The organism is Streptomyces sp. NPDC001493 (assembly GCF_053597235.1).
In genome coordinates, this window is the sequence record NZ_JBSFHV010000001.1 from 479,330 (window position 1) to 501,779 (window position 22,450).

18 protein-coding genes are annotated in these 22,450 nt (G+C 72.0%); 7 read left to right on the forward strand and 11 right to left on the reverse strand.

Translation table 11 applies throughout. The features are described 5' to 3' along the window. The first annotated feature begins 32 nt into the window (after nt 1-32). From ACWCWD_RS01865 to ACWCWD_RS01880, 4 genes are read left to right on the forward strand one after another with little or no spacing between them, the layout of a single operon-like run. Complete coding sequence (locus tag ACWCWD_RS01865) at nt 33-248, forward strand: MbtH family protein (protein WP_390966491.1); 216 nt, start codon at nt 33-35, stop codon at nt 246-248. A gap of 10 nt (nt 249-258) precedes the next feature. Beyond that, a complete protein-coding gene (locus tag ACWCWD_RS01870; protein ID WP_450769427.1) occupies nt 259-1,572 on the forward strand; it encodes a cytochrome P450 in 1,314 nt (437 codons plus the stop codon). A 26-nt stretch (nt 1,573-1,598) separates the two neighbouring features. Next, complete coding sequence (locus ACWCWD_RS01875) at nt 1,599-2,357, forward strand: SRPBCC domain-containing protein (RefSeq protein WP_450769429.1); 759 nt, start codon at nt 1,599-1,601, stop codon at nt 2,355-2,357. Beyond that, nucleotides 2,357-2,569 carry a hypothetical protein gene (locus tag ACWCWD_RS01880; protein ID WP_450769431.1) on the forward strand — a complete coding sequence of 71 codons (213 nt, stop codon included), beginning with the start codon at nt 2,357-2,359 and terminating at the stop codon, nt 2,567-2,569. The genes ACWCWD_RS01875 and ACWCWD_RS01880 overlap by 1 nt, the downstream gene beginning before the upstream one ends. Nucleotides 2,570-2,709: 140 nt before the next feature. Here ACWCWD_RS01880 and ACWCWD_RS01885 read toward each other — a convergent pair whose 3' ends face one another. Then, nucleotides 2,710-3,741, reverse strand: coding sequence for a LacI family DNA-binding transcriptional regulator (locus ACWCWD_RS01885; protein WP_450769433.1), 1,032 nt, complete (start codon nt 3,739-3,741; stop codon nt 2,710-2,712). A 457-nt stretch (nt 3,742-4,198) separates the two neighbouring features. Between ACWCWD_RS01885 and ACWCWD_RS01890 the strand changes: the two genes are divergently transcribed. Both ACWCWD_RS01890 and ACWCWD_RS01895 read left to right on the forward strand, forming a co-directional pair. Further along, nucleotides 4,199-5,167 (forward strand): glycoside hydrolase family 6 protein, encoded by a 969-nt coding sequence (locus ACWCWD_RS01890; protein WP_450769435.1) that lies wholly within the window; start codon nt 4,199-4,201, stop codon nt 5,165-5,167. 163 nt (nt 5,168-5,330) lie between these two features. Then, nucleotides 5,331-6,629 (forward strand): glycoside hydrolase family 6 protein, encoded by a 1,299-nt coding sequence (locus tag ACWCWD_RS01895; protein ID WP_450769436.1) that lies wholly within the window; start codon nt 5,331-5,333, stop codon nt 6,627-6,629. A gap of 127 nt (nt 6,630-6,756) precedes the next feature. Here ACWCWD_RS01895 and ACWCWD_RS01900 read toward each other — a convergent pair whose 3' ends face one another. Both ACWCWD_RS01900 and ACWCWD_RS01905 read right to left on the reverse strand, forming a co-directional pair. Next, on the reverse strand, nt 6,757-8,268 hold the full coding sequence (locus tag ACWCWD_RS01900; protein WP_450769438.1) for an MFS transporter: 1,512 nt from the start codon (nt 8,266-8,268) through the stop codon (nt 6,757-6,759). Between the two features lie 369 nt (nt 8,269-8,637). Next, nucleotides 8,638-9,072 (reverse strand): MarR family winged helix-turn-helix transcriptional regulator, encoded by a 435-nt coding sequence (locus tag ACWCWD_RS01905; RefSeq protein WP_450769439.1) that lies wholly within the window; start codon nt 9,070-9,072, stop codon nt 8,638-8,640. An 84-nt stretch (nt 9,073-9,156) separates the two neighbouring features. Here ACWCWD_RS01905 and ACWCWD_RS01910 point away from each other — a divergent pair, with 84 nt between their 5' ends. Next, nucleotides 9,157-10,083, forward strand: coding sequence for a quinone oxidoreductase family protein (locus ACWCWD_RS01910; protein ID WP_450769440.1), 927 nt, complete (start codon nt 9,157-9,159; stop codon nt 10,081-10,083). A gap of 96 nt (nt 10,084-10,179) precedes the next feature. Here ACWCWD_RS01910 and ACWCWD_RS01915 read toward each other — a convergent pair whose 3' ends face one another. From ACWCWD_RS01915 to ACWCWD_RS01950, 8 genes are all read right to left on the reverse strand, one after another. Next, nucleotides 10,180-11,061 carry an alpha/beta fold hydrolase gene (locus ACWCWD_RS01915; RefSeq protein WP_450769442.1) on the reverse strand — a complete coding sequence of 294 codons (882 nt, stop codon included), beginning with the start codon at nt 11,059-11,061 and terminating at the stop codon, nt 10,180-10,182. A 197-nt stretch (nt 11,062-11,258) separates the two neighbouring features. Further along, nucleotides 11,259-12,269 carry an alpha/beta fold hydrolase gene (locus tag ACWCWD_RS01920; RefSeq protein WP_450769443.1) on the reverse strand — a complete coding sequence of 337 codons (1,011 nt, stop codon included), beginning with the start codon at nt 12,267-12,269 and terminating at the stop codon, nt 11,259-11,261. A gap of 106 nt (nt 12,270-12,375) precedes the next feature. Continuing rightward, nucleotides 12,376-13,164, reverse strand: a complete 789-nt coding sequence (locus ACWCWD_RS01925) for an SDR family NAD(P)-dependent oxidoreductase (RefSeq protein WP_450769445.1) — start codon at nt 13,162-13,164, stop codon at nt 12,376-12,378. A gap of 92 nt (nt 13,165-13,256) precedes the next feature. Then, nucleotides 13,257-14,060 (reverse strand): alpha/beta hydrolase, encoded by an 804-nt coding sequence (locus ACWCWD_RS01930; RefSeq protein WP_450769446.1) that lies wholly within the window; start codon nt 14,058-14,060, stop codon nt 13,257-13,259. Between the two features lie 243 nt (nt 14,061-14,303). Further along, a complete protein-coding gene (locus tag ACWCWD_RS01935; protein WP_450769448.1) occupies nt 14,304-15,461 on the reverse strand; it encodes an MBL fold metallo-hydrolase in 1,158 nt (385 codons plus the stop codon). A gap of 167 nt (nt 15,462-15,628) precedes the next feature. Beyond that, a complete protein-coding gene (locus ACWCWD_RS01940; RefSeq protein ID WP_450769449.1) occupies nt 15,629-18,553 on the reverse strand; it encodes a helix-turn-helix transcriptional regulator in 2,925 nt (974 codons plus the stop codon). A gap of 141 nt (nt 18,554-18,694) precedes the next feature. Then, a complete protein-coding gene (locus ACWCWD_RS01945; RefSeq protein WP_450769450.1) occupies nt 18,695-19,255 on the reverse strand; it encodes a nitroreductase family protein in 561 nt (186 codons plus the stop codon). Between the two features lie 92 nt (nt 19,256-19,347). After that, entirely contained in the window at nt 19,348-22,251 is a 2,904-nt protein-coding gene (locus tag ACWCWD_RS01950) for a helix-turn-helix transcriptional regulator (protein ID WP_450769452.1), read from the reverse strand. Nucleotides 22,252-22,450: the final 199 nt, after the last annotated feature.

Sequence of the window (22,450 nt, forward strand, 5' to 3'; positions counted from 1 at the left end):
CCCCTTCCCAAGGCCCGCAGGAGGACCGACACATGACCAACCCCTTCGACGACCAGGACGGAACCTTCCTCGTCCTCGTCAACGACGAGAACCAGCACTCGCTGTGGCCGCAGTTCGCGGACGTGCCCGAGGGCTGGACCGTCACCCACGGCCCCGACACCCACGCCGCCTGCCTGGCCCACGTCGAGGAGGCCTGGACCGACATGCGGCCCAAGAGCCTCGCCGACGCCATGGACACCCAGCGGTAGCGCGGACGACATGACCTCCACCGACACCCTGGACGGGGCCCGCGACAACGCGGGCCCCGCCCGGCCCGACGGCCTCGCCGTATGTCCTGTCCAGCCCCGCGGCTCCGTCGCGGCGCCCGCCCCGCCCGACGGCCTCGCCGCGGCCCTGCTCACCCCGGAGGCCCGGCAGGACCCGTATCCGGTGTACGCGCGCATGCGGCGCGACGACCCGGTCCACCGCAGCCCCCAGGGCATCTGGTACCTCACCCGTCACGCCGACGTCGAGACGGCACTGGGCGACCTGCGCCTGTCCAACGACCGGGACAGGATGACCCGCGCCTACAGCTCGCTCGGCGGCGACCTCAAAGCCCTCAGCCGGCTCACCGAGCGACTCGGCCGGGTGATGAGCAACACCGACCCGCCGGACCACGCCCGGCTGCGCAAACTGGCCAACAAGGCGTTCACCGCCCGCCGCGTCGAAGCCCTGCGCGACGGCGTACAACGGATCGTCGACCGGCTCATCGACGAGGCGGTCGCGGCCGGCCCGGCCATGGAGCTCATCGAGGCGGTCGCCTCGCCCCTGCCGATGTCCGTCGTCTGCGAACTCTTCGGCATCCCGGACGAGGACCGGCCGCAGGTCAAGAGCTGGTTCAGCCGCTTCGGCCGGCTCAGCGAGGACATCGACAAGTCCGAGGAGGCGATCGACGGTTACGAGGAGTACCTCTCCGGGCTCATCCGCCGGCGCCGACGCGAACCGGGCGACGACCTGATCAGCGCCCTGGTCGCCACCCAGAACAAGGACGACCGGCTCACCGACTCCGAGCTGCTCTCCACCTGCTTCGTCCTGATCACCGCCGGGGACGAGACCACCACCCACCTGATCGGCAACGGCATGCTCGCCCTGCTGCGCAACCCGGACCAACTGGCCAGGCTGCGTGCGGACCCGGGCCTGATCCGCGGAGCGGTCGACGAACTGGCCCGCTACGACACCGTGACCCAGGCGATCGTCAGAGTGGTGGCGGAGGACCTGGAGATCGGCGGACGGACGCTGCGGGAAGGCGAGCTGGTGTACCTCTTCCTCGGCGCGACCAACCGCGACCCCGAACGCTTCGAGGACCCCGACCGGCTCGACCTGTCCCGCCCCGGCAACCGCCACCTGAGCTTCGGCCACGGCCCGCACTTCTGCCTCGGCGGCCCGCTGGCCAAGCTCCAGGCGGAGGTGGCCATCGGCACGCTGGCCCGCCGGCTGCCCGGACTCCGCCTGGCCGACGGGGCGGCGCTGGAGTGGCGGGACAACCCATTGCAGCGGCGGCTGACCACCCTCCCGGTCATCCACCGACCGTGAACGACGACGAAGGAGCAGTACCGACCATGGCCCGAGAGTTCGAGGTCCGCCGAGAGCAGGACCTGCCCGTAGCGCCAGAGCAGGTCTGGGACGCGGTGGCCACCGGCGCCGGCAACCTCGGCTGGCTCTACCCGATGGAGATCGAGCCCCGCGTGGGCGGAAAGGCGACCCGGGGAGACGCCACGGTCGTCGCGTGGGAGCCGCCGCACCACCTCGCCGTCCGGGCGACCCAGGACGGCGGGTTCTCCAACACCCTCAGTTACCGCGTCGAACCGGCCGACGACGGCACGAGCCACCTGCGGATGGGAATCCACTGGGTGCACACGGGCGTCGTCGACGACGCCTGGAACTGGGACGCCAAGACGGACGTGGCCGAGAAGTACGTCGACTTCCACCAGCACGCACTCGCCGAGTACCTCCGGCACTTCGCCGACCGCCCCGCCGTCTACGTCAGGTCCCAGCACCCCGAACCCACCGCTGATCCGTCCGACTTCGCCGCCCTGCGCCGACGCCTCGGCCTCGCCGAGGACGCGGCCGTCGGCGACCGGTTCACCCTCCATGCCCCCGGCCCGGACCACGATCCCGTCGAGGTGGTCGTCGACTGGCTCAGCCCCGACTTCGTCGGACTGCGGGGCCCGGACGCCCTGTACCGGTTCTTCAACGGCAGCACCTGGAACGTGCCGATCTGGCTCGGCCACCACCTGTTCGCCGAGCACACCGACGAGCAGCAGGCCGCCAAGGCGTGGAACGTCTGGCTCAACGACACCCCGGCCCAGGAGTCCTGATGGAAACCGCCACGGAAACCGCCACGCAGAAACTGCTCTTCGCCGCCGAACTCGTCGAGGAGAACGGCACCTACGCTCTCGTCGTCCAGGACGTGCGAACGGGAACCGTCCAGACCACCCCGGTCCCCAAGGCCATGGTCGACAAGCTCCCGGTGTTCCTCTCGGCGCTCACCGCCAAGTTCAGCCCGGTCCAGCAGCGCCGCCGTTGGTAGCCGAGGGCACCCGCGCCCGCGTGAAGGCGTGCTCGCCGCAGTCGAGGCTGCGGGCGGTCACGTCGTCGCGCGTGCGGACGACGAGGACTTGACGGGGCGGCGCCGTCGAGTTCACGGCGTCCGCGGTGGACGGGCCGCGGTCAGCGCGGCGGGGGCGTTGCCGGGGCGGACTCCCGGACCGTCAGCCGGGTCGGAAGGATCAGCGGGTTGGGGTCGTGCCCGTCGATCGCGTTGACCAGCATCCGTGCCATCTCGTGTCCCAGCGCCCTGACCGGCTGGCGCACGGTGGTCAACGGCGGGTTGGCGTGCCGGGCTCCGGCCAGGTCGTCGAAGCCGATCACCGAGACGTCCTCGGGCACCCGCCGACCCCGTCGGCGGAGCACTTGGAGTGCGCCGATCGCCATTCCGTCCGATGCCGCGAAGACCGCGTCCAACCGCGGATGGGCGTCCAGCAGGCGGTCCATCGCCTCCGCCCCGCCCTCGACGAGGAACCCTCCGGAGGAAACGCCCAGCAGCGGGACACCGGCCAGCTTCAGCCCTTCGGTGAAGCCCTGTTCCCGGGTCACCGAGACCAGGCTGTCCACCTGACCGGTGATCATGACGGGTCCGGTCCGCCCGGTGCGCACGAGGTGATCGGCGGCCAGCCTGGCGCCGCCCCTGTTGTCGGCGTCCACGTACCAGCGTGGCTCCCCGGTCAGGGGCAGGCCGCCGAAGACGACCGGCATACCGGCGTCCTCGGCCAGCCGTCCCAGCGGGTCGTCACCCCGGAGCGCCATCAGCATGATGCCGTCGGCACGGCGGGTGCGGACCATCTGCTGCAGGCGGCTGCGGCCACGCGGTGAGTTGGCGAGTACCAGGATGAGTTCCAGGTCGGTCTCGTCCAGGGCCGTGCTCACCCCGACGACGACCTCGGCGAAGAACGGATCCGCGAACAGGCCGGCCTCGTCACTGGAAGCCGCCAGCACCACGGCCCCGACCCTGTTGCCGGCCAGCGCCCGCGCGGTGGGGTTCGGCACGTAGCCCAGCTCACGGACGGCCCGTTCGACGGCTTCCCGCTTGGCCCGGCTCACATTCGGGACGTTGTTGACCGCCCGGGAAGCCACGGTGCGCGACACGCCCGCTCTGGCGGCCACCTCGTCGAGAGTCGGCATGCGCCTGGGCGTCGGCTGCATCGGAAGACGTGCTCCTCGGGGGTCTTTGCCGGGTTGTTACGGAGATGATCCCACGCGCCGAGCACGGGTTTCGGCCGCGTCCAGGCCCTGGTGCGCACGGAACGCCCACGCCGGGACCCGTAGGAGGACCGTTCCTCAGGCTGTGGCACCAGAAAAGTGGTAGCGCTTCCAGTCTGTTTGCGAGTTCCTGCGCATGGGGGCGAAGAAGGAATCGTGCAAGGTCTCTTGACACCCTGAATTGCAGCCAAGACGATACCGGCCGTACCCCAAGGCACTTCGAACGGAACTGGGAGCGCTTCCAGTGGGAGCGCTCCCAAAGCAATCTGCATCCCCGTACACGGTGGATGGCGTCCCGAGCCGCAGTTCTCCCGGGACGTCGTCCACCGTCTTCCCTCCGCGCCGCACGCTCAGGTCGAGAGCGTGCGGCGTCGCCCCCGTCAGGAACCGAGGTACTCCCATGCGTCACCTCTTCCGCACGATGGCCGCAGCGCTGATGGCCCTGCCGCTGGCCCTCGTGGTCTCTCCGCCCGCCCAGGCGGCCGATCCGACCACCCTCACCAACGGCTTCTACGTCGATCCCAGCTCCAGCCCGGCCCTGTGGGCCGCCGCCAATCCCGGTGACGGACGGGCGCCCGCGATCCGCGACAGCATCGCCACGAAGCCCATGGCCCGCTGGTTCGGCAACTGGAGCGGCACCATAGGAACCGCCACCGGGGCCTATGTCGGCGCGGCCGACGCCGCGGACAAACTGCCTGTCCTGGTGGCCTACAACATCCCCAACCGTGACATCTGCGGCGGGCAGTCCGGCGGCGGGGCAGGGTCGGTCGCCGCCTACAACGAGTGGATCGCCGCGTTCGCCAGCGGGATCGGCTCCAGGCCCGCCGTCGTCATCCTGGAGCCGGACTCGCTCGGCGACACCAGCTGTATGACGGCCGCCCAGACCGCCGAGCGCAACTCCCTGCTCAACAACGCGATCACCCAGTTCAGTCAGAAGGCCCCCAACGCCTGGGTCTACCTCGACGCGGGCAACCCGGGCTGGCGCAGCGCCACTTCGATGGCCGCGAGCCTGAACGCGGCGGGCCTCAGCCGCACCCGGGGCTTCTCGCTGAACGTCTCCAACCACTACACCACCGCGGAGAACATCACCTACGCCAACGCGGTCAACGCCGCGCTGAGCTCGTCCAGCGGATACACCAAGCCGTTCGTCGTGGACACCAGCCGCAACGGCAACGGCTCCAGCAACGGCGAGTGGTGCAACTCCGCGGGCCGCAGGACCGGAACCCCCACCCAGAAGGGCGGCGGCGCGGAGATGCTCCTGTGGATCAAGACTCCCGGCGAGTCCGACGGCAACTGTGGCGTCGGAGCCGGGTCCGCGGCCGGTCAGTTCCTCCCCGAGGTCGCCTACAAGATGATCTACGGCTACTGATCTCCCGCTCCCCGGAGGCCTGTTGACCCGGGCCCCCGGTTCCAGCCGATCCCCGTTCCCGTTCCCCCGCCCGACGGCGGAGCCCGCCGGTCGCGAAGCCGGCGTGCTCCGCCGGTGGCGGCCGAACGTTCCGCAGTCGTTCGCTCTCGGACCAGGAGTCCCCATGCGTTCCCGTACCTTCCGGCGCCGCACAGCCGTCGTCACCGCGGCGCTCACCGCCTGCGCGGCATTCGCCGCCACGGCCGCCCAGGCCGCACCCGCCCCCGCCCCCGCGCAGGACACCGTCACCTCCGCCACGAAGTTCTACGTCGACCCGAACAGCAAGGCGGCCCGGCAGGCCATCGACGATCTGAAGGGCAGAAAGATCGAAGACGGCCTGAACATGGCGAAGCTGGCGAGCTACCCGCAGGCCGCGTGGTTCACCGGCGGCACGCCCGCCGAAACCCGTACCGACGTGACGAAGCTCGTCCGCGCCGCCGCGGTCACCCACCGGGTCCCGGTCCTGGTGGCGTACAACATCCCCGGCCGGGACTGCAGCCTCTACTCCAGCGGCGGGGCCGACTCCTCCGCCGCCTACCGCCAGTGGATCGACGCGTTCGCCCAGGGCATCGGCGGCAAGAAGGCCGTGGTCATCCTGGAGCCCGACGGCCTGTCCTCCCTTCCCAAGGACTGTGCCGGGGACATCGACCCGACCGGAGAACTCAGCACCCGCCGCGTGTCCGACCTCGACTACGCGGTCCGCACCCTGAAGAACGGCGCGAACACCTCGGTCTACCTGGACGCGGGCAACAGCCAGTGGCGGTCCGTTGGCGACATCGCGCAACGCCTCCTGGACGCGGGTGCCGAGCGGAGCGACGGCTTCGTCCTGAACATATCCAACTACCAGCCCACCGATGAGACCTCGCACTACGGGACCTGGATATCCCAGTGCATGTGGTTCGCCACCAAGGGGCCCGAGTGGTCCCGTGGCCACGCCGACTGGTGCGCGAGCCAGTACTACTCCCCGGCCGCCCCCAACGACGGAACTCCGGGCAACGCCGTCTCCTCCACCGACCCCTCGACGTGGCACTGGACCGACGCCTGGTACGACCAGAACGTGGGCAGCCCCGCCGACGAGGATCTGGCGCACTTCATGGTCGACACCAGCCGCAACGGAAAGGGCCCGTGGACCCCGCAGCCGGGCAAGTACAGCGGCGACCCGGAGACCTGGTGCAACCCGCCCGGGCGGGGCATCGGGCCCCGCCCGACCGCCGACACCGGCGTCCCCCTCGTCGACGCGTACCTGTACGTGAAGACCGTCGGGGAGTCCGACGGCAGCTGCACCCGCAACACCGGCGGCACGATCGACCCCGAGTACGGCGTCGTCGACCCGGCCGCCGGAGTCTGGTGGCCCGAGCAGGCGCACGAACTCGCCCGCAACGCGGAACCCCGCCTGACGCTCAACCACTGGTCCGGCCTCTGACACGTCCGGACCGTGGAGGCCGAAAGGAGCGCGCTGCTTCGGTGGCCTCTTCCGTACCGGAGTCCCGACCCCGCCGCCCCGCGTCGAAGCACTCGACGCGGGGCGGTACGGCGACGACTGGCCCCGGCTACGCGGGCGTGGCAGGGGCGCTGTCCGGGCCCGCGGGGGAGGGGGGCCCCGAGCGGAGCACGAGTCCGCAGATGACCGCTCCGGCGGCGAAGATCGCCCCGGCCCAGGTGAAGGCCACGGTATAGCTGTGGATCGCCGCGTTCGCCTCGTTGACCGGGGTCGGGGCCCGCCCGACCAGGTAGGAGGTCAGCGCGGAGGCCGCCAGTGTGTTGAGCAGGGACGTGCCGATCGAGCCGCCGACCTGCTGCATCGTCTGCACGGTGGCGGAGGCGACCCCGGCGTCGACCGGCCGTACGCCGGACGTGGCGGTGTTCATCGAGGGGGCCATGACGGAACCGATGCCGAAGCCCACGAGCAGCAACGGGCCGAGGATGTCGGCGGCGTAGGTGCTGTGCAGGGTGATGTCGGTCAGCCAGAACATGCCGCCACTGGCGATGAGCATCCCGAAGACGGCCAGGACGCGTGGGCCGAACTTCGGGAGCAGCTTGATGTTGGAGGCCGTGGAGGCGCACATCAGCGCGGCCACCATGGGGAGGAACACCAGCCCGGTCTTGACCGGTGAGTAGCGCAGGATCTGCTGCAGGTAGTAGGTCAGGAAGAGAAAGACGCCGAACATGCCGACGCCCACGATGAAGACGCCGATGAAGGAGCCGGCCCGGTTCCGGTCGCGCAGGACCCGTAGGGGCAGCAGCGGGCTGGTGGCGCGGGTCTGCCACCAGAAGAATCCTGCGATCAGTACCGCGCCTGCCGCGAGGAAGCCCCAGGTGCTCGGCGCGGCCCAGGGGTGCGATTCGGCGTTGGAGAAGCCGTAGACCACGCAGAACAGGCCTGCGGAGATGACGGCGGCACCGACAAGATCCAGTCGGGGCCGTTGCGAGGACGGTTCCTTGTGGGGGATCAGCATGAGCGCGCCGGTGATGGCGACGACGCTGAAGGCGACGTTCACCAGCAGGGTCCAGCGCCAGCTGAGGTATTCGGTCAGTACGCCGCCGAGCAGGAGGCCGATCGCCGCGCCGGAGCCGGCGATGCCGCCGAAGACGGCGAACGCGGTGGCCCGTTCCTTGGGCCTGGTGTAGGTCGTGGTCAGCAGCGACAGCGCGGCCGGTGCCAGGATCGCCCCGGCCGCGCCCTGCAGCGCGCGGGCGAGCACGAGGACGGCGAAGGAGGGCGACACGCCGCCGAGGAGCGAGGCCGCGGCGAACGCGGCCAGCCCCGTCAGGAAGGTCTTGCGCTGCCCGATCAGGTCGGAGATCCGTCCGGAGAGCAGGAGGAGACTGCCGAAGGCGAGGGAGTAGGCCGTGATGATCCACTGCCGGGAGCCGTTGGAGAATCCGAGGTCTTCCTGCGCCTGGGGCAGCGCGATGTTCACGATGCTCACGTCGAGCACGATCATCAACTGGGCCAGGCCGACCACGCCGAGGACCAGCCAGTGTCCGGAAGGACGTGCGTCGCTCGCCGTCGCCCCACGCCTCTCACCGGCGGCCGGCCGCGAGTCCTTCGCTTCGGTCATCGGGCCGTCCTCAGGTGGCTGGTGGGAAGCTTCGCATCGGGTGGGACGGCACACGACGGGTGACGCTGACGCTCAGCAGGCCGTACGTACCGCCACGGCACAGCCTCACACGGTCGTGCGACCGCCGCAGTGTGACGTCGGGGTGAGTCGCCCGGACGGGTTTCCGGCTACCCGACCACCCCGGCCCTGCGGGCCGCCCCGGTGCGAAAGGCTGTCCCGCAACTTCTGGTGGGTGTGCGACGACAGCGACGGCGCCTCGCCGCGTTGTCGGAAAGCCCCTGCGCATCCGGTCCGTGAACGTCCCTCAGCCTTGCGCAGCGCCGTATCCGGTGCCGCACACCGATCCACTCACGTCCCACGGGACAGCCTTCATCTGGGCGGCAGAGGAGGAGTGAGGACGGGCTGGAGCAGTTGGGCGAGCTGCCGGCGCTGCTGTTCGTCGAGCCGGCCGGTCGCCGGCGCCAGCGCGGTTCGAGCCTCCTGGTACATCAGCTCGGTGAGTTCGCGGCCCGCGTCCGTGATGAGGACGTCGACGGCGCGCTTGTCCGTGGGGTTGGGCGCGCGTGTCATCAGCCCGCGGCGTGCGGCGCGGTCGACGAGGCCGGACAGCGTCGACTTGTCCAGGCCCAGGAAAGCGGCAAGGTCGCTCATGCGGGGGCGTCGATCGCGCAGGATGCCGAGCACGCGCAGCTGAGTGAGGGACAGGTCGTGCTCGGCGCTGATGCGGGTGAGCACCCCCATGATCTGGAACGCGCTGCGGACCAGGCCGTCCACCAGGACGTCCTCGGATTCGTCGATGGCCATGGGACCAGACTACTTGACATTGTTTGTAATCCCAATCACTCTGAACTCGATTGGTAATCCAAACTAAATCGATGGGGGACCACCATGCGTGCTGCGATCATCACGGCCTACGACGCTCCGCCCGCCTACGGCGAGAGCCCCGAGCCCGTCGCCCAGGGCGACGACCAGATGGTGGTGGAAGTCCTGGCCGCGGGACTGCACCACTTGACCAGGGCGAAGGCGAACGGCACGCACTACTCCGCCACCGGCGCCTTCCCGCTCGTGCCCGGGGCCGACGGCGTGGTGCGCGATCCGCAGGGGCGCCTTCGCTACGCGGTCCTGGAGGACACCGCCTTCGGCACGTTCGCCGAGCGCACCGTCATCGACGTCCGCCGCAGCGTGCTCCTGCCGGACGGTGCCGACCCCGTACGCATCGCCGCCGCGATGAACCCGGGCATGTCCTCCTGGGGCGCGCTGCGCCGCCGTATCTCCTTCCCCGAAGGCCGGCGGGTCGCCGTCCTCGGCGCCACCGGAAGCGCGGGGCGGATGGCGATCCAGATCGCCAAGCGGTTCGGTGCCGGTCAGGTCATCGCGGTGGGCCGCGACACCGCACGTCTCACGGCGCTGCCGGGTCTCGGCGCGGACCGGGCAGTCACCTTCGAGGAGATCGAGGCCGCCGCCGACGTCGACGTCGTCCTCGACTTCGTATGGGGCGCTCCCGCCGCCGGGGCGATGCTTCCCGTCCTGAAGGCGCGCTCCGACCGGAGCGTCCCGCTGACCTGGGTCCAGATCGGGTCGATCGCCGGAGAATCCGCGCCGATCCCGTCCGCCGCGCTGCGTGCGGCCCGGTTGCAGATCGTCGGCAGCGGCATCGGCTCCGTCTCGCCCCGCGAGTTCATCGCCGAACTCCCGGAACTGGCCACAGCGGTCACCGACGGCAGCCTCGACGTCCAGGCCCGCCCCGTGCCCCTCGCCGACATCGCGCGGGCATGGGACGACCGCAGCAGCGAGCGCCTCGTCCTCGTCCCGTAGCACCGCTGCTCCCGTCGGGCGGACTGCCCGAGGTCTCCACCCCGGGGGTCGGGATTCCCGGCCCCCGGGGTGATCACCCCCGCCCGGACACGGCCGTCAGCCGGTCGCCTCGGCGGCCCGGACGATCAGGTTCTCGACCCGGCCGGGGTGGGAGAGCATGACCAGGTGGGACGCTCCGTCGACCACGACGGTGTGGGCGCCGGCCCGCCGGGCCATGAACCTCTCGGTCACGGCCGGGATCGCCTGGTCGGCCCCGGCGACCAGGTACCACGACGGGATCGTCCTCCAGGCCGGTACGCCGCTCGGAGCCTGGAGGGCGGCCAGGTCCACCGGGCGCTGCTGGGCGGCCAGCAGTTCGGCGTCGGATCCTCGCAGGTCGGCCGCCATGACGGTGCGGAACTTCGCCGGGTCGACGTACCCGTCCGCGCCACCGCCGCCGGCGACCGTGTAGGGCCGCACGACGAGCGCCTCGCCGAGCCGGCTTCCGGGGTTGAGACCGACCAGCGACAGACCGCTCTCGCCCTGGTCGGGGGCGAACGCCGCGATGTACACCAGGGCCTTGACGTTGGCGTGCCCCACCGCGGCGTTGGTGATCACCTCACCGCCGTACGAGTGACCGACCAGGACCACCGGCCCGGGGACGGAGTCGAGGAGGCTGCCGACATAGGCCGCGTCGGAGTCCAGGCCCCGCAGCGGATTGGCCGCGGCGATGACCGGATAGCCGTCGTGCCGGAGGCGGGCGACGACCCCGCTCCAGCCGGAGGAGTCGGCGAAGGCGCCGTGGACCAGGACGACGGTGGGCTTGGCGGCGTGCCGGGCCTGGAGGGCCACCGCCGACGGAGCCGGTGCCGAGGAGGCAGGGGAGGCGGTCGCCACGGTCAGGACGGCGACGGCCAGTGCGGCCGGGACCGCCACGCGCCGGCGGAACCAGCGGTTTCCGTGCGACGGGACCGACGGGACCGACGGGGATTCGGGCATGGCGAAGTCCTTCTCCTGGTAGGGCCGCGCCGGCAGGTCTGCGGCAGACCTGCCGGGGTGCGCGGCGGTGTGGGGAGGTGCCCGGCGTACGGAATCGGGCGTCACCGTCACAGTGCCGTCCGCCGGGCGGCGTCCGGCACAAGGTGTTGTCGGGAAAGGGTGTTGCCGGGAAAGGGTGTTGCCGGGAGAGGGTGTGCTTACGACGTGCGCCCGAGGAAGGAGAGCAGGAGCGCGGTCGTCTTCGCGGGCTGCTCCTCGTAGATCCAGTGGCCGGAGTCGGGTACGACGACACCGGTGACGTTCTTCGCGTACCGGCGGACCTGGTCGGGTACGGCCTCGCCGAGGCTGCCCGAGGCGCCGACCGCCAGGACCGGCATGGTCAGCTTCGTCCGCCGGTACACGGCGTCGTCCTCCACGTCCTGGGGGAAGGCCCGGAACCACTTGAAGCTCGCCGACAGGTGGGCCGGGTCCTCCAGAGCCTCCGCGTACACGGCGGTGTCGTCGTCGGTGACGGAGCCCTTGCGGACTTCGAGACTGTCCATGAACCCGCCCACCCACTCCTTTTCGCGGCCGGACACGACCTTTTCGGGAAGCCCGTTGGCGAGGGAGAAGAAGCCGAAGTTCCAGAAGCCCGGGCCGGCGGCGGTCAGGGAGGGGAACGTGTAGAGGCTCGAATCCGGGATCGGAGCCTCGCTGAGGACGAGTTTTCTCACGTCGCGGGGGTGGGCGGCGGCGTAGGAGTAGGCGACCATCGAGCCGATGTCGTGCCCGACCAGCCGGATGTCGTCCGCGTGCCCGATCTCCCGGAGCAGTGTGTGGACGGCTGCGGCCATCGACTTCTTGTCGTAGCCGCCGGCCGGGGCGTCGCTCTTGCCGGCGCCGGGCAGGCTGGGCGCGATGACGGTGTAGTGCCGGGAGAGCTCCGGCAGGAGGGCGCGCCACTCGTACCAGGTCTGCGGGTAGCCGTGGAGCAGGACGAGGGTCGGACCGTGGCCGCCGATCACGTAGTCGAGGCCGGCGGTCTTGTGCTCGGTGAACCCGGCGGGTACCGGGGGAGCGGCTGACCGGGTCGCGGTCGTCGCGGTCCCGGTGTGCGGGGACGCGGCGGAGACGGTGGCGCCGGAGAGGGTGGTGGTGAGGCCGAACGCCGCGGCGATCGCGAGCGGTGCGAGGACGCGGGGCCGGAAGAAGGCATGACGGTGCTTCACAGGTGCTCCAGTCAGGGGGAACGCGTGGCTGTGGCGGTGAGGGGGATGTGCGGCCGGAGCCGGAGCCGGAGCCGGAGCCGGGGTTACGGGGTGCTCCGGGGTCGGGTCACAGGGTGCTGACGAGACCGCCGTCGATGACGAAGTCGGACCCGGTGATGTTCGCGGCCCGGTCGCCGGCCAGGAACACCACGAGGTCGGCGACCTCGTCGGGGCGGGTGAACCGGCCGGTGGCGGCGTCCGCGGCGGCCTGTTCGGCCACGCCGCCGGCGGAGCCGCCGGTGGCGGCGGCGACCGTCGCGGCGACCCCGTCGCGCGACAGCCACAGACCGGTGGAGACGGGGCCGGGGCTCACGGTGTTGACGCGGACGCCCCGCGGGCCCACCTCTTTGGAAAGGGATTTGCAGAAGTTCGACAGTGCGGCCTTCGACGCGCTGTAGTCGATCACGAGCGGGTCGGGCAGGAACGCGTTGACGGAGCTGACCGTCACGATGCTCCCCGCTCCGCGCTCCAGCAGGTGGGGGAGCGCTGCCCGGGTGGTGCGCACGGGGGCCAGGAGGTTGACGGACAGCGTCGCGGCCCAGTCGTCGTCGGTCACCGCGAGGAAGCCGTCGGTACGGGGCCGGACGGCCCCCACGTTGTTCACCAGGATGTCCAGGCCGCCGTAGGCGAAGACCGCGGCGGCGATCAGCTCGGCCGGCCCGTCGGCCGCGGTCAGGTCCACCGCGACCGTGAGGACGTCGCCTTCGGCCGCCAGCGCCCGCAGTTCGGGAGTGATCTCCCGGGAACCGGTCACGACCCGGGCACCCTCACGTACGAGTGCCCCGGCCACGGCGAGTCCGATGCCGCGGCTCGCGCCGGTGACGACCGCGGTCCCGCCGGTCAGATGCAGATCCATGCCAGGGCCCTTCGACGGTGCCTGTGCTGTCGGTGGAGTGAGGTTCGGAGGAAGCGCTGTTCCGCGGAGGCTTCGTTCAACGGAAGCATCGTTCAAAGGGAGTGCCGCCGCAGCCAGTCCAGTGCGGTGTCGGCGACCTCGCGCCAGCCGCCGTCGATCGTCAGCGAGTGTCCGCGGTCGGGGAAGTCGGTGATGTCGGTGACCGCGTCGGAGTGCCGGTACTGCTTGAGGGTGGCCCGGACGACGGCCTCCGGCACCGTGTGGTCCTTGCCGCCGGTCATCAGCAGCAGGGGGCCGCGCGAGCCGTTGGCGGTGTCGACCTTGGCCGCCGAGTGCGGGTTGAAGTTGGCGCCGGCGGCCTCGAACAGGGGCTTGCCCGGGGCGGGGATCGCCCATCGCTCGAACAGCTCCGCCGACTCCTCCTCGGACACGGCGTTGCCGAAGGCGAAGCGGAACTGGTCGGCCGTGAGGGAGACCGCGCGGTGCTTGTTTCCGGGGTTCTTGAACACCGGCAGTGTCGCGCGCAGGGCGGACAGCGGCAGTGGGAGCACTCCCTTGATCTGGGCGGCGTCGATCGCGACGGCGGCGGCCGCCAGGTTCTGCCCGAGAAGCTTCTGCGCGATCATGCCGCCGAACGAGTGCCCGATCACGATGGGCGGGGCCGGCAGCTCCCGGATGACCGCCGCGTAGTGGTTCACCACCTCGTCGATACCGTGGTCGGCGATGCTCTCGGGGTTGGCGCGGGCCTCCTCGACGGTGTCGGGGTCGCCGGGCCAGCCCGGTGCGACCGGGGCGTAACCCTCCCGTTGGAACAGGTCGACCCAGGGGGCCCACGAGGTGGCGTGCAGCCACAGTCCGTGGATGAAGACGACGGGGACGGGCGTCGGTGACGACATGGCGGCCTCTCGGTTCGGGCGGTTCGGTGGGTACGGCGTTGTGATCGATGCGGCGGTGCGGCAGGTACGGCCAGGTGTCCGGAGCCGGGCCAGCACACCACGGGGGCGAAGACGTTCGTACCGGGGGAAGACCCCAGTGCGTCCGTGCCCGCGTCGGGGCGGACTCCGGACCGGGGCCGGGGTGACGCGTCTGCCCGCGCACCCGTTTCCGGTCCCGCTGCCGTCGCTCTCGCGGGAGTCCGGCTACGGATGAGTGCTGAAGGGGCCCAGGATCCCGGCGTCGATCCGCAGCGATTCGAGCATGGTGGCCGCGTTGTCGAGGGTGAAGACGTCGGCCGCGGCGAGGACGCCGGTGTACTTGGCGATCACCGGACCGGCCGCCTGCTGGGCGACGGCGTCCAGGTAGGTCTTGAAGATCGCCCAGGAGTTCCCGGACGGGCCGTACTTCTGGAAGAACGGCGTCGGGTCCAGGGACATCGCCGCCTTCACGCTGTCGGTGAGGTCGGCGATGTACCGCTTCTGCACGTCGCCGTCGGCGCGCACCCCGAGCCGGCCGAGGTGCCCGCCGACCAGGGTCGTCCACGGGTAGCTCATCGCCGTGTCCTGGGCCTTCACCCAGGCGGGGATGGACTGCGAGACGGCCAGGTTCTTGAACGGCACCCAGCCGGGGTAGAGGACGTCCACCACCATCAGCGTCGCGTGGTCGGGCGCGTGGACGAAGATGTTGTCCGGGGAGTGGTTGGGGCCGTGGTGGGCGAGTTCCAGGCGTTCCCCACCGACGCGCAGGTCGAAGTGGTCGTCGAAGGTCACGGTCGGGAGCGGCCGGTCGGGGTCGGCATCCAGCCGGAGCAGCCGGCGGGTCTCGCTGTGCGCGATGCGCACGACGTCCTTGCCGAAGAGGCCGGCGGAGCCGATGTGGTCGGCATGGCTGTGGCTGTACACCAGGTGGGTGACCTTCCGCGGCCGGCCGTTGGCCCGGGTGACCTCGGCGATGGCGCGTAGCAGGTTGTTCCCGATGGTCGGCGGCGCGTCGACGAGCACCACCCCTTCGCGGGTGCTCAGGAACATCGCCTGGTAGTAGGCGTCGGTCACCCAGTACAGGTTGCCCTTGATGCGGCCGACGAAGTAGCCCTGCTCGTTGAGCGCGGGACCGGTCGCGGTGGTGGGAACCGGGGCGAAGTCGGGGAGATCCGTCGAAGCGGTGGCGGTGGCGGTGGCGGTGGCGGTGGCGGTGGCGGTGGCGGTGGCGGTGGCGGTGGCGGTGGCGGTGGCGGCGTGTGCCGTGCCGGACAGTGCCTCGCCGACGAGGACGGCCGCGGTGGGGACCGCCAGCGCGGCCGTCGCGGTCCTGAGGAACGCGCGGCGGTCCGCGGTCGTGGGAGGACGGGATTCCGGTGTCATGGGCCAGGGCCTTCCAGGGGGCCGGCGGAGTCGTCGGCGGTGGGTGCGGCGACCACAGGACACCACCCGCCTCTCCTGGTTCGTACCGGGGAGAGCCCCCAGTCCCGCCGCGCGCCCGGCTCCCGGCCGGGCTGGGGTGCCGAGCGTCGGTGGGGGGCGGGACGGAATCAGTTCTCGCTGCTCAGCAGGGAGTTGAGCTGTCGCCGCGACGTGATGTCGAGTTTCCGGAAGATCTTGTTGAGGTGGTACTCGACGGTCGACTGTGTGATGAAGAGCCGAGTCGCGATCTCGGTGTTGGTGGTTCCGTGCGCGGCGAGGGTGGCGATGCGCCGTTCCTGCGGAGTGAGGTCGTGCTCGGTGAGGTCGTGCGGGGAGCGGCCGGTGCGCTTGCGGGGGTGCGCGCCGGTGGCGAGGAGCTCGGCCCGGGCCCGCTCGGCGAAGGCCGCTGCCCCCATGTCGGTGAACATCCGGTACGCGTGGCCCAGTTGGGTACGCGCGTCGGTGCGGCGTCTGCGTCTGCGGAGCCATTCGCCGTAGAGCAGGTGGGTGCGGGCCAGGTCGGTGCGTACCTGGGTGCGGTCGAGGAGTGCCAGGGACTGGGCGAAGTGGGGTTCGGCCCGGTCGTGTCCGGCCGAGACCAGGGCCCGGCAGCGTTCCAGCAGCCCCAGGGCCCAGGGCGTACCGGCCGGCAGCGCGCGTTCTTCGAGGCGGGTGAGGGCCTGCCGGGCCGTGGCCCAGTCGCCGCAGCGGGTGGCGGCCTCGATGAGATCGGGCAGGGCGCGGGGGGCGCCTCCGGGGTTGTCGGCGTCGAAGCTGACACGCGCGAGGGCGGCGGCCTGGACGTAGTGCCCCAGGCTGAGTTCGAGGACAGTCAGGCTGTTACGGGCCCAGTCGGCCAGGCCGCCGTTCGCGTGCCGGCTGGCCAGATCGCGTACGAGGAGGTCCGCGGCCGTGCGGGCCGCCGATTCCTGGCCGCTCCAGGCCAGCAGCTCCACACGGTAGGCGAGGCCGGGGGAGGGCTGGCCGATGACGGCCGCGAGGTCCTGTGCCTCGTCCAGGCACGCCGTGGCCGTGGCGAACCGGCCGGCCCGGAGCTCCCATGTGGACCGGACCACCAGGGTGGAGCGCAGGGCTCCCAGCGCGCCGATGGCGCGCTCGTGCGCCTCCACGAGCCGGGCCGCCTCCGCGCCGCCGGTCTCGTCCCAGACCTCCTCGGCCGCGTACAGAGCCAGGGTCGCCGCGCGCAGGCCGTGCCCGACCACGTCGGTGTCCCGCTCCAGGGCGGCGAGTGCGGCCTGGAGGAGCGGCAGGGCGGCCCGGTAGCCGCCGTACATCCGCAGGGCGAAGCCCTGGAGGAGGAGGTCGGCGCTGCTGGGGAGGGCGGACGGCTCGGGTGGTGGAGGTACGACCGCGCCCGGTGGGGCCGACAGCATGGCCGGGACGGACCCGGGCGGCTCGGTCGGCGCCGACGGGCTCGGGGCCAGTGGGGTCAGGGCCGGTGGGGTCAGGGCCAGTGGAGTCAGGGCGGGGGAGGTCAGAATCGTCACGCCGAGTTCTTCGCGGGTCGTCGCGTCGTGTTCACCGCACAGCACGGCCAGGAGACCTTCCATCAGGATGGACCGGGCCAGAGCGCGGTCCGTCTCCGCGACTACGCCGGCCGCGGCCAGCAGCGGCGATCCCAGGCCCGCGAGCCGCCCGAAGTAGATGTCGGTGGTGGCCCGGGTGTGCAGGGCGCGGGCGCGCAGGACGGTGTCGCCGCCGGCCAGGAGCGGCTGGGCCTGCGCGAGGAGGGACTGGGCGGCAGCGGGATCGCCCAGCACGAGATGGGCTCGGGCGGCCTCGACGAGCCGCACCGCCCGGTCGGCCCGGGAGAGCTGTGCCGCTCGGGCCAGGAGGGCCGCCCGTTCGGCGTAGCCTCCGCGCCCGCGGGCCTGTTCCGCCGCCGCGACCAGTTCGTCGGCCACCTCGTCGTCGAGCCCGACGGTCGCCTCGGCCCGGTGCCAGGCCCGCTCGGGGGTGCGCGACGCATCGCTGACGGCGGCGAGCGCGGCGTGGACGCGCCTGCGCTCGTCCGCCGGGGCGCTGCGGTAGACGGCCGAGCGGATCAGCGGGTGGCGGAACTCCAGCGGCCGCCCGCCGGTGAGTACGCCCGCGGATACCGCCGCGTCCGCGGCCTGCGCCAGGACGCCCAGTTCCGCCGCCGCCCGCCACAGCAGCAGCGCGTCCTCGGGCGGCGCGGCCGACAGCAGTACCAGGAAGGTCCGGGTCTCCGGCGGGAGGCCCCGCACCAGACGTCCGAAGTGGTTCTCCAACCGGGCTCCCACCGGCAGCGGTTCGAGCAGCGGAGCCGTTCCGGCCAGGTGCGCGGGGCTCAGCGCCTGGGCGCTCTCCATCAGCGCCAGAGGATTGCCGCCGGCGTCGGCCACGATGCGCGCGGCCACCGCCGCGTCCACCCACCCCTCCGCGCTGTGTCCGAGCAGCTCGTGCGCCTGGGCGCCGGCCAGTGGGCCGACCGTCAGGGTCTCCACCCCCTCGAACGCGCCTGGCCCGTCCGGTTCCTCGCGGCCCGCGACCACCAGGCCCAGAGCCTCCGCACCCAGCCGCCGGGCCACGAACGCCAGCGCGTCGCGGGACTCCCGGTCCAGCCACTGCACGTCGTCGACCAGGCACAGCAGCGGCTGCGCGGAGGTGGCGTCGGCCAGCAGCGTCAGGGCCGCCATACCCACCAGGTAGCGATCGGCCCGAGGCGCGGCCAGCATCCCGAACGCGGAGGCCAGCGCCTCGTGCTGAGGGGCCGGCAGCGAGTCGAGACCGTCCAGGAAAGGCCGCAGCAGACGGTGCAGACCCGCGAAGCCGAGCCGCGCCTCGGATTCCGTCCCGGCGGTGCGTACGACCCGCAGGTCGTCCGAGGTCTCGGCGAGGTGGTCCAGCAGTGTGGTCTTGCCGATACCCGCCTCACCGACGACGACGAGCGCCGCGCTCATACCGTCGCGCACGCCCGCGACCAGGTCGGACAGGACGCGCAGTTCCTCGTGCCGACCGGTGAGCGGGACCCGGCGGGGGCGGGCTCCGGCCCGGGAGTGTCCAGTCATGCCCTCAGGAGACCACCCCGGGGGCCCCGGGTCCCTGGGGGGCGACCCTAGGTGGTGTCCGGCGGGTCATGGCCGGCCGAGTCCCTGACCGACGAACTCGACCCAGCCCACGGACGTCGCGACCCGGGCCCGCCCCGTCGCCTACTCCGCCGGCGACCAGGGAGCCGAGCGCACGTGCGCGACGCTACGCCGGTCACGGAGTTCCGAAGGTCCGTCAGCCGCTCTGCCCACCGCGACCATGGAGACGATCACCCAGCCCGGGTTGGGGGCCAGCTCCTTGGTGAGCCCTTCCAGGTCGAAGGCCCGGAACTGGTGCGCGGCGAGTCCCATGGCCTGGGCCTGAACAGACATGTGGGCGACGGCCTGGCCGAGGTCGTAGTCCGCGAATTCGGAGTAGAGCAACTGCGTCTCATCAACGTGCCGACGCGTCAGCGCGACGACGAGCAGGCTCGCGTCCGTCGCCCAGCGGGCCGAGCTCGGTGCGAGGTGAGGGAGCACCCGGTCATGCTCCGGCTCACCGGGCCTGCCGATGAAGAAGCCCCACGGCTGGGAGTTGCCTGCCGATGGTGCCCACCGCGCGGCTTCCAGCAGCAGTCCGAGGGCATGGTCGTCGACCACCGCTGACGGATCGAACCGGTAGGGGCTGAAGCGCCCGGCAAGCAGCGGGTGTATGCCGCTGGGCGGCTCCTGAGGACGGTGCACGTTCTGCTGCAACCGGCGGCCGTGAGTGGGTATTCCGGCCGGTGCGAGCACGGACACCGTGTCCCGACGTGTCTCCGCCCGCTACGGTGCCGTCAGGGCTGCGGCGGGCGGAGCGCCTGTGCGAGGTGACGGCGCGAGGTGATGCCGAGCTTGGCGTAGATGTTCGACAAGTGGTATTCGACGGTCTTCTGGGTGACGTAGAGCTCCGTCGCGGCCTCCTGGTTCGTCTTTCCGCCGGCGATGAGGTGAGCGACCGACAACTCCCGCTCGGTCAGCGCGAGTACGTGCTGCCGGGCGTGGGCGGGAGCGGCGAGTCCCATGGCGGCGAGATCCGTCTCGCAGCGCTGCAGGAACGGTTCCGCCCGCAGGGCGTCGAATCGGTCGTGGGCCGACTTGAACCACCGTGCGGCCTCCCGCCGGGAGCCGGTCCTGGTCGCCACCAGGAGCCTGCCGTAAGCGTGTTCCAGCATCGCGCGGAACAGCGGGGCGTCCTCGCCGACGTCACCGGCCCCGCCGGTCCGGACGGGTCCGGGCCCCGCGGCGGCGTCCGCCGTCCCGCCCAGAGCCTGGGCGTAGATCGCCAGCGCCTCACGCGGCCGCCCCTGGGCTTCGGCGAGTTGGCCGCTGATCCTGGCTCCCACGACCCGCAGATATCCACTGCCGTCGTAACCGTGCCAGAAGTCGTCGAGGGCCCCGGCGGCGGCCGCCAGCCGGCCCGTTCCGGTGAGCGCTTCGACCAGCAGGGACTGCTGCCACAACCACAGGGGCTTGAACCGCAGGCGTACCCGATCGTCCTCGGAGCCGGCCCCGTCCCTGACCCCGCTCCCGGCCCCGGGCACCGGCTCGACCAGAGGAGCCAACGACGCCATCATGGCGGCGTGGTCGCCCCGGGCCTGCGCCACCACCGCTCCCGCCAGTCCGGCGTACACGCGCTCCGCCGGGGGATCTCCCAGCACCCGGTTCATCCGCTCCATGGCCTCGACGGACTCCTGGGCCGCCTCCCAGTGCCCGCGTCCCGCCTGCACGCACACGGCCGCGAACCACGTGGCCGCGTCGCCGAGGACGTGGTCGTGGGCCGTGGCGATCGCGAGCGCCCGGTCCGCCGCGCTCTCACTGGCACTCCAGTCACCCGCGAGGTACTCCACCACGGCCAGCAGCGACGACGACAGATGGCTCAGCTTGGACGCCGCGCCCAGCCGGTCTCGGTGCGCCACGGTGACCAGATCGGCCCGCGCCGCGGCCAGCCGGCCCAGGAACAGGTGCATCACACCACGGGTGGCCAGCGTCGCGAGCTGGTCGTTCGACGCCTCCGCGGCCTCGGCGGGAAGGTGCGCCAGGTCCAGCAGAGCCGCAGCGGGCCCCTGGTCCCACATCCGGCCCGTGGCCAGCACCGCGCGGATGAGATCGGACGTGCCCGCGTCGAGGTCACCGATCGCCAGTGTCTTGCCCGCGATGTCCGCCGTCCGCGCACCCCGGCACTGCCGGATCGTGATGACGGTCAGAAACGTACCGGCCAGGAGCGCCACCCAGCTCGCCTCCGGATCGGCGAGCGCCTCCTGCCAGGCCTCGGTCAACCGGGCCTCGGCCACGGCCAGACGGCCCTCCAGGAGGTCCATGACCCCCAGTACGCAACTGCGCAGCGTTCCCTCCGCGCACTCCTCCACCTGCGCCCTCAACCGGACGGCGGCCCAGGGCTGCAGGGTCAGCAGCCACTGCGCGCAGGCGGTGAGCAGACGCCGCTCCCGGTCCAGGCGGTCGTCCGACAACGACGATGCCCACAGCAACCGGGTGGCGGCCAGGGCGTTGTGGCCCGCGAGGGCCTCGGCGTTCGCCGAGCGCTCCAGGTCGGCCGCCAGAACAGGGTCGTCGGACGTGGCCGCGGCCACCCGGTGAGCCCAGCCCGCCCCCGAACCCACCACCTCGGCCGCCGCGGTGTGCAGCGCGCGCCGTCGCTCGGGCCCGATCCCCGCGTAGACCGCGTCCCGCTGCAACCCGTGCACCAGGGCCACCGGCCCCAGGGAGTCCGCCGGCCACCACTGCAGCAGACCCGCCGCCAGCGCCGGTTCGAGCGCCCGCACGGCGTCGTCCACCCCGGCCACCCGCGCCACACCCACCAGGGGGAACCGGCCGTCCAGCACCGCCAGCGCCTCCACCAGGGCCACCGAATCGGCGGGAAGACGCCCCAGTACGGCCCCGATCCCCGCCCGCAGCGACTGGTGGACCGGCCACCGCCGTGCCGACTCGTCCCCCAGCACCTGGAGCGGTACCTCCGCCAGGACCGTGCGCACGTAGAGAGGATGGCCCTTCGTGTAGCCGTGCAGCCGTTTCACCAGCTCCGGTGTCACCCGCACCGCCAACAGCCGCCGGGCCAACTGGTCGACCTCGTCCTGTCCGAGCCCGCCGACCTCGATCCGCGCCGCCCGGTCGACGGACCGCACCAGCCGTTCCAGCGCCTCCACGCTCTGCTCGCTGCCCGTACGGGTCGCCATCAGCACCAGCACCCGGTCGGCCCAGAGGCGGCGCACCACGAACCCCAGCACCTGCGAGGAGAGCGGATCGGCCCAGTGCGCGTCGTCGACGACGACGGCGACCCCGCCCCCGGACTCCTGCAGCGCGCCGAGCAGCAGCAACAACTGCCCGCCCAGGGCGTGCGGCGACACACCCGCCGCGTCGGGGCGCGCCAGCAGCGGGAACCGGGCCGCCAGATCCCTGTCCACCCGCCTCACCAGCTGGCTCAGCACGCCACCGGGCAGATCGGTCTCCGACGGATCGCCCACCGCCCACAGCACCGTGAAATCCTCCAGCGAGGAGACCACCCGGCGTATCAGGGCGCTCTTGCCGATCCCCGCCTCACCCTCGACGACCGCCAGCCACGCCTCGCCGCCGCGCACCTTGTCCACACACGCCGCGAGCCGCTCGGACTCGGGCCGCCGCCCGACGAAGACTTCACGGTCATCGTTCGCGCTCGCGTCGGACGTGCTGCCGGCCACGCTCATGCCTTGGTCTCCCCGGGAGGTCGGATCGGTGCGTGCGCCGCAGGTGCGAGCGAGATCATCTTATGGCCGACATCATTGTCAGGGCTGGGAGTTGCGGATTGATCGCGCCGGCCGGGCGCGTGTGCTCGCCCAGAGCTGAACCGCCGCATCCCCACCGGTGATGGACCATGTGGGGGCGAACAGGGTTCCTGGCCGGGTA